This window comes from Bacillus sp. JJ1474 (assembly GCF_036965225.1).
GTDB lineage: Bacteria > Bacillota > Bacilli > Bacillales > Cytobacillaceae > Cytobacillus.
In genome coordinates, this window is the sequence record NZ_JBALPC010000058.1 from 39974 (window position 1) to 54580 (window position 14607).

Annotated in this window: 13 protein-coding genes and 2 riboswitches; of the genes, 9 read left to right on the plus strand and 4 right to left on the minus strand. The window is 38.9% G+C overall.

The features are described 5' to 3' along the window. Nucleotides 1-159: 159 nt before the first annotated feature. Both V7164_RS09270 and V7164_RS09275 read right to left on the minus strand, forming a co-directional pair. Entirely contained in the window at nt 160-954 is a 795-nt protein-coding gene (locus V7164_RS09270) for a YqhG family protein (protein ID WP_335346600.1), read from the minus strand. Further along, nucleotides 932-2620, minus strand: a complete 1689-nt coding sequence (locus V7164_RS09275; protein ID WP_335353964.1) for a DEAD/DEAH box helicase — start codon at nt 2618-2620, stop codon at nt 932-934. The genes V7164_RS09270 and V7164_RS09275 overlap by 23 nt, the downstream gene beginning before the upstream one ends. A gap of 278 nt (nt 2621-2898) precedes the next feature. Further along, nucleotides 2899-2990, plus strand: a riboswitch (glycine riboswitch). 3 nt (nt 2991-2993) lie between these two features. Further along, nucleotides 2994-3073: riboswitch (glycine riboswitch) on the plus strand. Nucleotides 3074-3205: 132 nt separating this feature from the next. Between V7164_RS09275 and gcvT the strand changes: the two genes are divergently transcribed. From gcvT to gcvPB, 3 genes are read left to right on the plus strand one after another with little or no spacing between them, the layout of a single operon-like run. Continuing rightward, entirely contained in the window at nt 3206-4312 is a 1107-nt protein-coding gene (gcvT, locus tag V7164_RS09280; RefSeq protein WP_335347127.1) for a glycine cleavage system aminomethyltransferase GcvT, read from the plus strand. 16 nt (nt 4313-4328) lie between these two features. Beyond that, nucleotides 4329-5675, plus strand: coding sequence for an aminomethyl-transferring glycine dehydrogenase subunit GcvPA (gene gcvPA, locus V7164_RS09285; protein ID WP_335353970.1), 1347 nt, complete (start codon nt 4329-4331; stop codon nt 5673-5675). Further along, complete coding sequence (gene gcvPB / locus V7164_RS09290) at nt 5668-7128, plus strand: aminomethyl-transferring glycine dehydrogenase subunit GcvPB (RefSeq protein WP_335347894.1); 1461 nt, start codon at nt 5668-5670, stop codon at nt 7126-7128. Before gcvPA ends, gcvPB begins: the two co-directional genes overlap by 8 nt. A gap of 66 nt (nt 7129-7194) precedes the next feature. Here gcvPB and V7164_RS09295 read toward each other — a convergent pair whose 3' ends face one another. After that, nucleotides 7195-7575 carry a rhodanese-like domain-containing protein gene (locus V7164_RS09295; RefSeq protein ID WP_066293581.1) on the minus strand — a complete coding sequence of 127 codons (381 nt, stop codon included), beginning with the start codon at nt 7573-7575 and terminating at the stop codon, nt 7195-7197. Nucleotides 7576-7749: 174 nt separating this feature from the next. Between V7164_RS09295 and V7164_RS09300 the strand changes: the two genes are divergently transcribed. The 6 genes from V7164_RS09300 (at nt 7750) to V7164_RS09325 (ending at nt 13168) form a co-directional block, all read left to right on the plus strand. Continuing rightward, complete coding sequence (locus V7164_RS09300) at nt 7750-8586, plus strand: lipoate--protein ligase family protein (protein ID WP_335347893.1); 837 nt, start codon at nt 7750-7752, stop codon at nt 8584-8586. Nucleotides 8587-8694: 108 nt separating this feature from the next. After that, nucleotides 8695-9618, plus strand: a complete 924-nt coding sequence (locus tag V7164_RS09305; RefSeq protein WP_335347892.1) for a ketopantoate reductase family protein — start codon at nt 8695-8697, stop codon at nt 9616-9618. A 163-nt stretch (nt 9619-9781) separates the two neighbouring features. After that, nucleotides 9782-10681, plus strand: a complete 900-nt coding sequence (locus tag V7164_RS09310) for an ABC transporter ATP-binding protein (RefSeq protein WP_335347891.1) — start codon at nt 9782-9784, stop codon at nt 10679-10681. 1 nt (nt 10682) lies between these two features. Then, nucleotides 10683-11423, plus strand: coding sequence for an ABC transporter permease (locus tag V7164_RS09315; protein WP_335353965.1), 741 nt, complete (start codon nt 10683-10685; stop codon nt 11421-11423). Nucleotides 11424-11426: 3 nt separating this feature from the next. Continuing rightward, on the plus strand, nt 11427-12569 hold the full coding sequence (locus tag V7164_RS09320) for a sensor histidine kinase (RefSeq protein WP_335353966.1): 1143 nt from the start codon (nt 11427-11429) through the stop codon (nt 12567-12569). Further along, a complete protein-coding gene (locus tag V7164_RS09325; RefSeq protein ID WP_335347614.1) occupies nt 12566-13168 on the plus strand; it encodes a response regulator transcription factor in 603 nt (200 codons plus the stop codon). Before V7164_RS09320 ends, V7164_RS09325 begins: the two co-directional genes overlap by 4 nt. A gap of 66 nt (nt 13169-13234) precedes the next feature. Here V7164_RS09325 and V7164_RS09330 read toward each other — a convergent pair. Next, nucleotides 13235-14607 (minus strand): PLP-dependent aminotransferase family protein (locus V7164_RS09330; RefSeq protein WP_335353967.1); only part of this gene is annotated, 1373 nt, incomplete at its 5' end.

Here is a 14607-nt window from a genome sequence, read left to right on the forward strand (position 1 = left end):
GTCATAAGCCAATCCGTCAAAAAGGTTAAAGAACAACCTTTCTGCCGGCTTGTATTATGCTTGTCGGACTTGCACAGGATGTGCTGACATCGATGTTTGCCACAGGACGTGGCGGATTTTAATCGATGTTCTCCTATCAAGGCGCTTCCGCTTTTGTTGTTACACAGCCTGATCAGTTAAATAAAATAATCCTCCGTTTATAATGGAGATCTTCACTTTAGGCTCATATTGTTCCTTTAAAGCCGTTTTTTCAATTTCATAGCTTTCATCCTTTTCTTCTGCCTCTTCATAAAAATGCTCCAGAAGATTTAGGTCCTTGTCCCAGCGTTCTCTAGCTTTTTCAGCCCAAGTGTGATCCTCTTGTTCAATTTGATATTTAAGGAAATTTTCCACTCTTGAGATTCCGCTTTTTGGCATAATTAGAGGAGAAAGTGTAAACGAATAGTCTGGAATTTTCGGTGTTAGCTGTAATTGAAGCAGCTTATCATGAAAATTTTCAACCATTTGTCCATTTATTAAATGGAGTCCAATTGATTTAAAAATATCCCTTTTTCGATCACATTCATAGGAAATGCGGACATTCATTGCAAGCCATGGCCTCAGGGGAATTTGTTGCCCAGGTGCCTGATGATGTTTTTCATATAATCGAATATAACCCGCTAAGCTTTTTGCTGACTGAAAAATTTGGTGAAGGCGCGGCGAACCAAAGTGAATACTTTCTCCTTTTATTTGTTCGGGTGCATGCTGCTGATTGGTTATAAATGTAAGCTTCATGGGATTAGGCACTCCTCCGGTTTTCTCCAAGTAATGCCAGTAGAATGGTCTATTCATAAGCTCTTTATCCAGTTCAATTGTTAATTGGACTGTCATATAGCCTTGCTCATTTTCTACAATCTCACAGCCGTTAGCATGGAAGTATTTTTCAAGAAATTTATGAATTTCTTGTTGCTGCATTTTTTTCACCCTCCCGCATTTCTTCAGCAAATTGAATCATCGATGATAAATTCTCCATTTTAATCCTCATTTCGCCCTCTGAGGCAGATTTGCCGAATATATCAATAAGGTGATCCTCTATATTTCCGAAATCAAGCTTAGTTAGAATATCGTCTAAATCCCCAATCACCTTTTCGAAAAGATTTATTTTCTCGTACAACAACTTTAAGACATGCTCCTCAACAGTATCCTTTGTAGCAAAATTATAAATCATGACATCCTTTTCCTGTCCAAGTCGGTGAATACGCCCAATTCTTTGCTCAAGTCTCATGGGGTTCCATGGCAAGTCAAAATTAATGATGTGATGACAAAACTGAAGGTTAATCCCTTCACCTCCGGCTTCCGTAGCAATCAGCACTTGCGCGTTTTTTTGAAAAAGTTCACGCATCCAATCTTTTTTGCCTCTTTTAAACCCTCCTCGAAAGGGTACTGAGGTAATGCCATACTGCTTAAGAAACCATTGAAGATACATTTGTGTTGCCCGATATTCTGTGAAAATAATGACTTTATCGTTAATTTGCTGAATTAATTCAAGTGCTTTTTCCGCTTTAGAGTTTTTTTGTACGGCTTCAACCTTCGTAACTAAATATTGAATTTGCTTTTGATAGGCTTCAGTTGGCTCCTCTTGTCTTTCTAGCATATTTTTTAATGTATAGTAAACTGCTTCACGGCTGCTGCAGGCCTCGCGCTGAAGGGTCATCACAGAAAATTGGCTGGAGCTTACCCAATCATTATCTCTCCGCATGTTAGTGACTGCTTCATAAAGCTCCCTTTCTTCTTTTGAAAATTCAATAGGGATCGTTTCGACTACTCGTTTTGTCCACTCGATGCCTGTATCTGCACGCCGGTTGCGAATCATGACTTTATTGACTAATTCCTTTAAATGCTTATCATCATCTAAGTTACGAGCATCCTTACTGTATTTTCGATAAAAAGCAGATTCATTTCCTAAATGGCCGGGCTTTAATAAAGAAACCAGGTTAAAAATTTCACTGATCCGATTTTGAATGGGTGTAGCTGTTAAAAGTAAACAAAACTTCTTTTTTAAATTTTGTACAAACTCATAGTTTTTCGTTTTATTATTTTTGAGCTTATGAGCTTCATCGATAATGATTAAATCATAATCTTGTTTATATATTATATCTCTGTGAGGATTTCGCTTAGCTGTATCAATAGATGATACAACCACATCACACTGCTCCCAAACATAGCTTTTCCTCTGGGTAATAGCTGGAATGAAAAATTTTGTGTTTAGCTCAATAGCCCATTGGGTTACTAGAGAGGCCGGCACAAGGATTAGTACCTTTTTCACTAAGCCGCGTATCATGTATTCCTTTAATATTAATCCCGCTTCAATTGTTTTGCCTAAACCTACTTCATCTGCAAGAATGGCTTTTCCATTCATATTTTCTACTACTTGCTTAGCAACCTCCAGCTGGTGCGGCAATGGTATAAGACCCGATAGATGCTTAGGTGCCTGCAGACCCTCAAATTCAGGGATCGTTGTATGATTCTCAACTTCTACCGCTAGTTTATAGAGTTCCCAGTTCCCCCATGGACCGTCCTGCTCAATTCTTGATAAAAAGTCCTCTTGCCATGACGAATCAAATTCAATTTTTACTGTCATAAAACTTCTCCTTTTAAAGCTGTCTTGCTTTTGCGCCTGCTAATTTCGAGGAGCTTCCGCATTTCTTTTAACGAGAAAAATATTACCCATTGCTCAAATAGGTTTCTAATGGTAGGATAATAATAGCTTTGAAAGTTTTGAAATTTGCCACAACCACTTTGTTTATCGAATGATTTTATTAAAGAATAAAGGTTTCATTTTGGATTTAATGCTAAACCTAATTGTTTAGGACGCATTTGCGTATAGTATGACCAATTTGGAAAATTTTATAAATACGGATGATGATAAGGGGAGAGACTACTTTTGTAGCGCCGAAGGAGCAAGCAATTTCTGTTGTGAATCTCTCAGGCAAAAGAACCCTTGTTGGACGTAGCTCTGGAGAGTGCTTCTTAATTAAGAAGCCACCAAAGGGGAAAACCGGTTTTCGGTAAACTTTCAGGTGCAAGGACAGGGATCTTCTCTTTTTATAGGGGGATTTCTGTCTTTTTTTGGTGTGTGGAATGTGCTTGCTTCTGAGCATGGAGCTTTTTGCATTCCATTGGCAAATTTCTAAATTTTTAAAAAGGATAAAAGGGGGACAAGTGAATGTCACAGTTAAAACGTACACCATTATTCGATGTTTACAAAGACTATGGTGCTAAGACAATTGACTTTGGTGGCTGGGATCTGCCTGTTCAGTTCTCAAGCATTAAAGAGGAGCATGAAGCAGTTCGTACAAAAGCTGGATTGTTTGATGTATCCCATATGGGTGAAATTGAAGTGAAGGGTCCAGACAGTCTTTCATATCTTCAAAAAATGATGACAAATGACATCTCTAAACTAAAAGAGTTTGGTGCCCAATATACAGCAATGTGCTACGAAAATGGCGGGACTGTTGATGATTTACTTGTCTATAAATTTGCAGATGATCATTATTTACTTGTAGTCAATGCTTCAAATATTGAAAAGGATTATAAATGGCTTGCAGACCATCTTGAAGGCGATGTAGTAATCGAAAACCTTTCTGACAAGACTGCACAAGTTGCGATCCAAGGTCCATTAGCTGAAGGGGTCCTTCAAAAGCTGGCAAGTGAAACTAATTTATCAGACATCGGTTTCTTTAAATTCCAAAATGAAGTCGATCTAAATGGGAAAAAAGCTCTTGTATCAAGAACAGGCTATACTGGTGAAGACGGCTTCGAAATTTATTGCGATGCCAATGATGTTGTAGCTATTTGGAAGGATATTTTAGAAGCTGGAAAAGAAGAAGGGGTAATCGCTTGTGGCTTAGGTGCCCGTGATACGTTGCGCTTTGAAGCAAATCTTGTTCTTTACGGCCAAGAAATTTCTCCGGAAATTACACCTCTTGAAGCAGGAATCGGTTTTGCTGTTAAAGTGAATAAAGAAGCTGATTTTATCGGAAAAGAAGTTCTTTTAAAACAAAAAGAAGAAGGTTTAACTAGAAAACTAGCTGGAATTGAAATGATCGATCGCGGTATTCCACGCCATGGCTACCCAGTTTTTAAAGGCGAAGAGCAAATTGGAGAAGTAACAACAGGTACACAATCTCCAACTTTAAAGAAAAATATCGGCTTGGCTTTATTAAAGACTGAAAATACTGCTATTGGAACAGAAGTAGAAGTAGAGATTCGCGGAAAGCGCCTAAAAGCAGTTGTGGCAGCGACGCCTTTCTATAAAACAGAGAAAAAATAGGAGAGGAGACAAAATGATGAAACATCGCTATTTACCGATGACTGAGACAGACAAGAAAGAAATGCTCGCTACAATCGGTGTAAACTCAATTGACGAATTATTTAGTGATATTCCAGAAAAAGTTAGATTTAAAGGTGAATATAAGATTAAGCCAGCAGCAACTGAAACAGCATTAATGAAAGAACTTTCGTTAATGGCTCAAAAAAATGCTGATCTAAAGAGCAATACTTCTTTTATTGGAGCAGGGGTTTATGATCATTACATGCCAGTTATCGTTGATCATGTACTTTCCCGTTCTGAATTCTATACAGCCTATACACCATACCAGCCAGAAATCTCTCAAGGGGAGCTACAGGCAATCTTTGAATTCCAAACAATGATTTGCGAATTAACAGGTATGGATGTAGCGAACTCTTCTATGTATGATGGCGGAACTGCTCTTGCTGAAGCTGGAACGCTAAGTGCTGCTCAAACTAAACGCAAAAAGCTATTAATCTCGAGTGCAGTACATCCAGAATCAAAAGAAGTTGTAAAAATGTATGCAAAAGGCCAATTCATTGAGGTCGTTGAGGTTCCGCATAAAGATGGTGTAACAGATATTGATGCATTGAAAGAAATGATCAATGATGATATCGCCGCGGTAATCGTTCAGTATCCAAACTTCTTTGGAAGAATTGAACCAATGAAAGAGCTTGAAGAAATTATTCACGCACAAAAATCATTATTTGTCGTATCAAGCAACCCACTTGCACTTGGAGCGCTAACACCTCCTGGAAAATTCGGTGCAGATATTGTTGCAGGAGATGCACAGCCTTTCGGAATTCCGACAGCATTTGGCGGCCCACATTGCGGTTACTTTGCAGTTACGAACAAATTAATGAGAAAAGTGCCAGGACGTCTTGTTGGACAAACAGTTGATGAAGAAGGACGCCGCGGCTTTGTTCTAACTCTTCAAGCGCGCGAACAGCATATCCGCCGTGAAAAGGCGACTTCAAATATTTGTTCAAACCAAGCTTTAAATGCACTTGCAGCATCCGTAGCAATGACAGCATTAGGAAAGCAAGGAGTTCAAGAAATGGCTTTATCTAATATTCAGAAAGCCAGCTATGCTAAAAAAGCATTTAAAGAAAATGGCTTTGAAGTTGTCTTTGAAGGACCATCCTTTAATGAATTTGTCATTAAGTTAAATACACCTGTTAAAGAAGTGAATCAAAAGCTTCTTAAAAAAGGCATCATTGGCGGCTATGATTTAGGCAGAGATTATTCTGACCTAGCTAATCATATGTTAGTAGCGGTCACAGAATTAAGAACAAAAGAAGAAATTGATACTTTTGTTAAAGAAATGGGGGAGTACCATGCATAAGGATGATCAAGCACTCATTTTTGAATTAAGCAACCCTGGCCGCATCGGTTATAGTCTCCCGGAAATGGATGTTCCGGAAACTGATATTAATGAACTGATTCCAGCGGGCTATTTAAGAGAAGAATTAGCAGAGCTTCCAGAAGTATCAGAGTTAGATATTATGCGCCATTATACGGCTCTATCTACTCGTAACCATGGGGTTGACTCCGGTTTTTACCCGCTTGGCTCTTGTACAATGAAATATAATCCGAAAATCAATGAAAATGTGGCACGTTACGCTGGATTTGCTCATTTGCACCCGCTTCAGGATGAGAGTTCAGTTCAAGGTGCTCTAGAGTTAATGTATGATCTTCAGGAGCATTTAATCGAAATTACGGGTATGGATCAAGTTACACTTCAGCCTGCTGCAGGTGCTCATGGGGAATGGACTGCTTTAATGATGGTTCGTGCGTTCCATGAAGCAAATGGCGACTTTAACCGTACGAAAGTCATTGTACCTGACTCAGCACATGGTACAAACCCTGCTTCTGCTGCAGTTGCTGGCTTTGAAACGATTACTGTTAAATCCAATGAGGATGGACTAGTAGACTTAGAGGATTTAAGACGAGTAGTAGGCGAAGATACTGCTGCACTAATGCTTACTAATCCAAATACATTAGGGCTGTTTGAAGAAAATATTCTTGAAATGGCAGAAATTGTTCACGGTGCAGGCGGAAAGCTATACTATGATGGAGCTAACCTAAATGCCGTTATGTCTAAAGCACGTCCTGGAGATATGGGATTTGACTTAGTTCACTTGAACTTGCATAAAACATTCACTGGCCCGCACGGCGGTGGCGGTCCTGGTTCAGGTCCTGTTGGTGTAAAAGCAGACTTGATTCCATACCTGCCAAAGCCAGTTTTAGTGAAACAAGGCGATCAATACGTATTAGATTATGACCGTCCGCAGTCCATTGGCCGTGTGAAGCCTTATTATGGAAACTTCGGAATTAATGTTCGTGCTTATACGTATATTCGTTCAATGGGTCCAGATGGATTAAAAGCTGTAACAGAATATGCAGTATTAAATGCAAACTATATGATGAGAAGACTTCAAGGTTCTTATGATCTTCCATTTGATAAGCATTGTAAGCATGAATTCGTATTAAGCGGAAAGCGTCAAAAGAAACATGGCGTGCGTACACTTGATATTGCGAAGCGCCTTCTAGACTTTGGCTACCATCCGCCAACTATTTACTTCCCGCTTAACGTGGAAGAATGTATCATGATTGAACCAACTGAAACAGAATCAAAAGAAACGCTTGATGCATTCTGTGATGCCATGATCCAAATTGCGAAAGAGGCAGAAGAGAATCCGGAAATCGTTCAAGAAGCACCACATAGTACGGTTATTGGCCGTCTTGATGAAACAATGGCTGCCCGTAAGCCAGTGCTTCGTTACCAAAAACAATAATATGAACCAAAAAAGACCTCTGCATAGAAATATGCAGAGGTCTTTTGATCGTGTGTTTTTTCAGTATTATTTTGTCTTAATTTTACCAGACCATTTTTTAAATCCGCCTTGAAGATGTGAAAGGTCCTTATACCCTTTGCGATGAAGAAACTGGGCTGCTCTGCCGCTTCTCATGCCACTTTGGCAATATAAATAGACAGGCTTGTCAGGTCTAAGCTCCTTCAAGCGCATTTTCAACTGTGATAGCGGAATATTTCGAGCACCTAGAATATGTCCATTCTCAAACTCATTAGGTTCACGAACATCAATTAGCTGGGCTTTTCGGTAGCCTTCGCGAAATTGCTCTTCTGTCAAAGTCTTGACAATTCTCTTCTGATATAACCAAGTTATTAAGGAATACGTAAGGAATCCGCCTAACATGATTAGAAGGAAATAAAGTGTTTCCAAAATGTCTTTCTCCTTTCGCACTGAAACTTGCCTTCTCTATTATATAAGTGTTCTATCAGACGAGTAAAGGAAATCAGACAAATTCCCTGCAAAAATCATGTTGCTTTGTTTTTTTGCAATTTTTTGATAGACTAAACTCGCATACATATACAATTTGTAAATGAGGTTTGTACGATGACAAAAGAAACATGGCGATTTATTGATACAGGTGCTGGGTCTCCTTCTTTTAATATGGCACTGGATGAAGCACTCCTTGATTGGAATAGTGCGGGGAAGATTCCACCAACCATTCGTTTCTATGGATGGAATCCTGCGACACTTTCGATAGGATACTTTCAAAATGTTGATAGAGAGATTAATATGGACGCTGTTAAACAGCATGGGCTAGGGTTTGTTAGACGGCCAACTGGCGGGAGAGGGGTTCTTCATGAGCATGAGCTTACATATAGTGTGATTGTATCTGAGGAACATCCTCAAATGCCGAAAACTGTTACGGAAGCATATAGGGTAATTTCCGAAGGGATTTTAAAAGGCTTTCAACATTTAGGTATGGACGCATATTTCGCCGTACCAAAGACGGATGAAGAGAGAGAATCACTGAAAAATCCTCGCTCTGCTGTCTGCTTTGATGCTCCAAGCTGGTATGAGCTTGTTGTTGAAGGACGGAAAGTGGCCGGAAGTGCACAAACAAGGCAGAAGGGTGTCATACTTCAGCACGGCTCCATTTTGCTTGATATCGAAGAAGATAAGCTCTTTAGCTTATTTAAATACCCAAATGATCGGGTGAAGGAGCGAATGCAAAGGGCCTTTAAAAATAAAGCTGTTGCGATTAATGAAATTAGTCAAGAAAGAATAACGCTTGAACAGGCAAAGGAAGCATTTCGGATAGGATTTGCCGAAGGGCTTAATATTGAATTGGAGCCATATGAGCTAACAGAAGATGAATTAGCATACGTCAATAAAATTGCAAAAGAGCGCTATGAACAAGATGAATGGAATTTCAAACGATAAAGGCGGGCCAATTGGCACCGCTTTTTGTTCGTTGATTAATTGGTTAATTTCACCATTTGCCTCCTCACCGTATGTTAAAATATTCAGTATAGAAGGGGGAGTATAGGTGTGAAAGAGATTAAAACCATATCCATCATAGGCTTAGGGGCATTAGGGGTCCTATTCGGTCACCATCTATCAAAGAGAATGCCGAAGGGGAATCTAAGAATTATTGCTGACAAGGGACGAATAGAGAGATATCGGAGCGAGCATGTTTACTGCAATGAGGAACGCTGTGATTTTCATTATGTAACACCTGAAGAGCATGTAGACCCTGCTGATTTACTAATTTTTACCGTGAAAAATGACGGACTAACTGATGCAATCCAAGCTTGCAAAAATCATGTAGGGGAACACTCGATTATCCTGTCTGCATTAAATGGAATTACAAGCGAGGCTATTATTGGCGATGCATACGGAATGGACAAGGTTTTATATTGTGTGGCTCAGGGGATGGATGCTGTTAAGGTAGGAAACCAATTGACTTATGATCATATGGGGATGCTCTGCTTTGGTGATAGGGACTCAGATGAAAAATCAATTGAAAAGGTCAGAGCTGTTGCGCAGTTCTTTGACAAAAAGGAAATTCCATATCAAATTATTCCTGAGATGTACAAACATTTGTGGAGTAAATTTATGTTAAATGTCGGTGTTAATCAAACGGTCGCGGTCTATGGAGGCAACTATGGCGAAATTCAAAGACTTGGACAAGCAAGAGAGACGATGATTGCAGCGATGAGAGAGGTAATGGTTCTCTCAGTAAAGGAAGGGATTCATTTAACTGAAGAGAATATCGAGTATTGGTTAAACGTCTTAAGTAAATTAAGCCCTGAGGGTAAGCCATCGATGGCACAGGATTTAGAGGCAAACCGCTTCAGTGAAGTTGAACTCTTCTCAGGAACAGTTTTAGCACTAGGGAGAAAGCATGGGATCTCGACTCCGGTAAACGAAAAGCTCTATAACCGTATCAAAGCAATTGAAAGTGAATATTAAGCTTACGTTTTTATTGGACAGCCTTTTTGAAAGGCTGTCTTTTTGTTTTATTAACCTTTCGTTTTTATTATGACAAATGTCATTTGAAAGAAATGACATTATCCACTAATCCCGCCCCGTTTCCAATTATAGAATAAAGGTAGAAATGACGGAGGTGGAAAAAATGGAATCGATTATTGTACTGGATCATGTTACAAAAACATTTAAAAATAAAAAAGCAGTGAACGATATTTCATTGACAATTAATAAGGGTGAGATTGTGGCTATCCTTGGCCCTAATGGTGCAGGAAAAACAACTACAATTATGATGATGCTTGGGCTGCTTGAACCTTCAGAGGGAAGGATAAATCTTTTTGGCCTGCAGCCGAAGGATAAAAAAGTGCGTGAAAAGATTGGCGCTATGCTTCAAGAAGTAAGTGTCATTGATGCATTAACTGTCAAGGAGATTATTCAATTATTCAGAAGCTATTATCCAAATCCGCTTGGCTTTGAAGAGCTTGTCGCTTTAACTGGTTTAAAGGACGATGAATTGAAAAAGAGAGCTGATAAACTGTCTGGCGGTCAAAAGCGGCGACTCGGTTTTGCACTTGCGATGGCAGGAAACCCCGATTTGTTATTTTTTGATGAACCAACCGTTGGCTTAGATATTACATCAAGAAAACGTTTCTGGGAAACAATTGGCATCTTAAAGGAGCGGGGAAAAACAATCATATTTACAACTCATTATTTACAGGAAGCCGATGATGCTTCTGAAAGAATTATTTTATTCCATTATGGGTCAATCATTGAAGATGGAACGCCTAAGGAAATTAAGGCAAAACTGACAAAGCAGTCTATATCCTTTACAACTTCTGAGAGCATTTCCATCGAAAAATTAAAGCAGTTGCCTACTGTTTCTCATGTATACGAAGAAGGCAACCGTATAATGATCGAGGCTGAAAACACAGATCTTGTGTTGGCGAAGCTGTTTGAACAGAAAATTCAAATATCAGGGGTAGAAATTAATCAAGGTCGACTGGATGATGCTTTTTCACAATTAACGGAAAATAAGGAGGCAATATAATATGAAAGCATTTGGCATGCAATGTAAAGTTGAAATTATTAGAATTCTGCGAAACCCATATTTTGTGTTTTGGTCACTGTTAATGCCCATTCTCTTTTATGCCATTTTTACAAAGATTTTTAATACTGGCATTGAGGATAAACAAGTATGGCAGGCCCATTATTTAATGTCAATGACCACTTTCAGTGTGATGGGTTCAGCTATTATGACATTAGGAATTAGACTTGTTGAGGAGCGGACAAAAGGCTGGTCGATGTTTATGAGAATAACTCCTTTATCTGATCATGCGTATTTTGCTGCAAAAATGATTGGGCAAACAATCATTCATATTTTTTCAATTTCGATTATTTTTATCGCAGGTGCGATCATTAATGGTGTTTCTCTTTCTATAAATGAATGGGTGATTAGTGGACTATGGATATTAGCAGGCTCCTTTCCGTTTCTTGCTCTAGGTACTTTAGTAGGTACAATGAAGCGAGTGGACACGGCATCTGGCATTAGCAATATCATTTATATGGTACTCGCAATTTCTGGCGGGATGTGGATGCCGATAGAAATTATGCCAGATTTTGTGCAAAAGCTTGCAAAGTGGCTGCCTTCCTATAATTTCGGTAATGGCGCATGGGAGATTGTTCGCGGGAACAGCCCTGAATGGAGTAATATGTTAATTTTGGCAGTATACTTGATCGTTTTTATGCTATTATCAGGATATATTAGGAGAAAGCAGGAAGCGGCGGTGTAGCAGATGCCAGAGAAAAAAAAGAAATTTGAGATTTTCCCGGCTAGGTATGGATTTTTCCCGTATATTTTTTTAGTGTATCTGTTTATGCCGGGATACTATATTTATTTTGAGCCTGGAATAAAATTAGTTGCAGGCTATATGCTGCTAGGATTATTTCTAGTTACATACCGGCAGCTATATCATTATATTGATAACGGTGACAGGACCTATACGATATGGTTATTAATTCAAGTTGCCATTATTTTGATTCTATCAATTTTCTATAATATTAATAATGTGTTTTTAGGCTTTTTTCCGGCTAATTTTATCGGATGGTATCGGGATAGAAAAATCTTTTTCAAGGGTCTTATCTTATTTGGCATAGCAATCATTAGTCCAATAATTATTAGGTTTGGAGATCTCTATCCAAATAATTTCTTCTATTTTATACCTTTCATTGTGATCATGCTTATCTCTCCATTTGGGATTAGGTCAATGGCTAATAAAATGGAGCTTGAAGAGAAGCTAAATGAAGCAAATGAAAAAATAAAGGAACTTGTGAAGCGAGAGGAAAGAATGCGAATTGCTCGTGATTTGCATGATACACTCGGGCATACCTTATCCCTCATTACGCTAAAGAGTCAACTAGTTGGAAAACTGATAGAGAAAGATTCTAATAGGGCGAAGGAAGAGGCAAAAGAAATTGAAAGGACGTCGCGTGCAGCATTAGCGCAAGTGAGGGAGCTAGTCTCCGATATGCGAACTATTACCGTTGCTGAAGAGCTACTGGAGTCTGAATCGATTTTGGAAGCAGCGGGGATTACGTTCTTTTTTCATGGTGAAACAAAGCTTGAGGGGATTCCTGTATTAACGCAAAATATATTAAGTATGTGCCTGCGTGAGGCAGTTACAAATGTCGTGAAACATAGTAAGGCAAAGAAATGTCTCGTTCATATTGTTGAGAAAGCAGGGGAAATTCAAATAAGCATTCATGATAATGGAAAGGGGATTTCCATAAATAATATGGCCGGCAATGGTTTGAAGGGAATGTCAGAGAGGCTTCAACTCATTGATGGATCTATCAAAATTACATCTGAAAATGGAACAATGCTGATCATTTCAGTACCCATTATCGTAAAAGAGAGAGAGGCAGGGAATGTTTCATGATTAGAATTTTGATTGCGGAGGATCAAGGAATGCTTCGCGGCGCACTAGGCTCTCTGTTGGATTTAGAGGACGATTTAGAAGTCGTTGCACAGGTTCGGAATGGAGAGGAAGCTTTACGGACAATTTTAGCATTTAAGCCGGATGTTTGTTTGATGGATATCGAAATGCCAATCAAAAGCGGGCTGGATGTTGCGGAGGAGTTAAAGAGCCTTGGTTCGGACTGCAGAATTATCATCCTTACGACCTTCGCACGGCCAGGCTATTTTGAACGGGCTGTAAAGGTTGATGTTCATGGTTACTTGCTTAAAGACGGGTCCAGTGATGATCTTGCGGAATCTATTAGAAATGTAATGAAGGGAAAGCGTGAATTTGCACCTGAGTTAATTTTCGGGAGCATGAAAGAAGAAAATCCGCTAACAGAACGTGAGCGGGAAGTGTTGCGAATGGTCGCGGATGGAAAAACAGCGAAGGAAATTTCAGCAGCACTTTTTCTTTCGACAGGTACTGTTCGAAATTATATGTCAGAAATCATTAGTAAGCTTCAGGTGAAAAATAGGATTGAGGCGATAAGTATCGCTGAGGAAAAGGGATGGATGTAAAACATACTAAATATAGCAGCAAAGACCAAAGACATGGTTTTTGCTGCTATTTTTTTATTCTATAAATTAAAACTTCCAACATCTTAATAGCATTTGGATAGCATCTTCTAATTCACTTTCACGAATTCCAGCAAAACCAAGAACAATTTGCGGGGGATTTTCAAGTATTTTTTCAAGTGAGTAATGGGATAATGGATAAACCTTCATGGCTTTCTCAGCTGCTTTTTGAACTAGTTCCCCTTCACTCATGCCGTTATTAACAACGAGAACGATATGAAGGCCAGAGTGTTCACCAATGATAGAGAGCTTATCTTGATATGGTTTTAATAATTCTACAACTTTTTCGAGTTTACGACGATAAATCTTTCTCATTCTATTTAAATGTCTTTCAAAATCTCCCTCCTTCAAGAACTGAGCTAGAATATGCTGGTCAATTCTTGAGACGGAACATGAATGGTAGAACGGCAATTTCTCTTTATATTGCTGTAAAAGAGGCTTTGGCAGCACCATATAACTAATTCTGATTGATGGCATTAAAGATTTTGAAAATGCACCTAAATAAATCACTTTTTCATGAATGTCCATGCTTTGCAAGGAGGGAATTGATTTTCCGCTATAGCGAAATTCACTATCATAGTCATCTTCGATAATATAACGATCTTTCTCAGCTGCAGCCCACTTTAACAGCTTAGTTCGGCGGTTTACCGATAAGACAGTTCCATATGGAAAGTGGTGGGAAGGAGCTACATAGACAACATTGATGTTTTTATGATTAATTGTTTCTACTTTTGCTCCTTCCTCATCTACTTCAAGAGAATGCACTTCATTTGGAAAGCCCTTTAGAATCTGCAAAATCAAATGGTAACCTGGATCCTCCACACCATAAACCATTTTTTTATCAAATAGAAGAAAGAGCTGCTGCAATAAAATTTCGATACCTGCCCCAACAATTATTTGTTCTGGTGAACACTGTACCCCCCTGGCTTGATACAAATAGTGAGCGATTTCTTGCCGCAATTCCATCTCCCCTTGTAACTCGCCGAGCAGTAGCAAAGAATGATTTTCTTTGGTGATTGTATTTTTTGCGTATTTTCTCCATACGGAAAATGGGAAATTTTCAGTGTCAATCATGCTTGGATGGAAATTGTATTTTATATATTCCTGACTTATTTCTGTATTTTCCTTTAAGGAATGGTTTGTCTGCATATATTCTAAGTCTTCATGCGTCATGACAAAATATCCTCTACGCGGGTAAGCCTCGACATATCCTTCTGCGGTCAATTGCTGATAGGCTGTTTCCACCGTATTTTGACTAATTTTTAAAAAATCAGCTAATTTCCGTTTTGATGGCAGTTTTGTTCCGTATTGTATGCGTCCTTCTATTATTTCCTTTTTAATGTATAGATATAATTGGTCATATAATGGTATTTCACTAGATC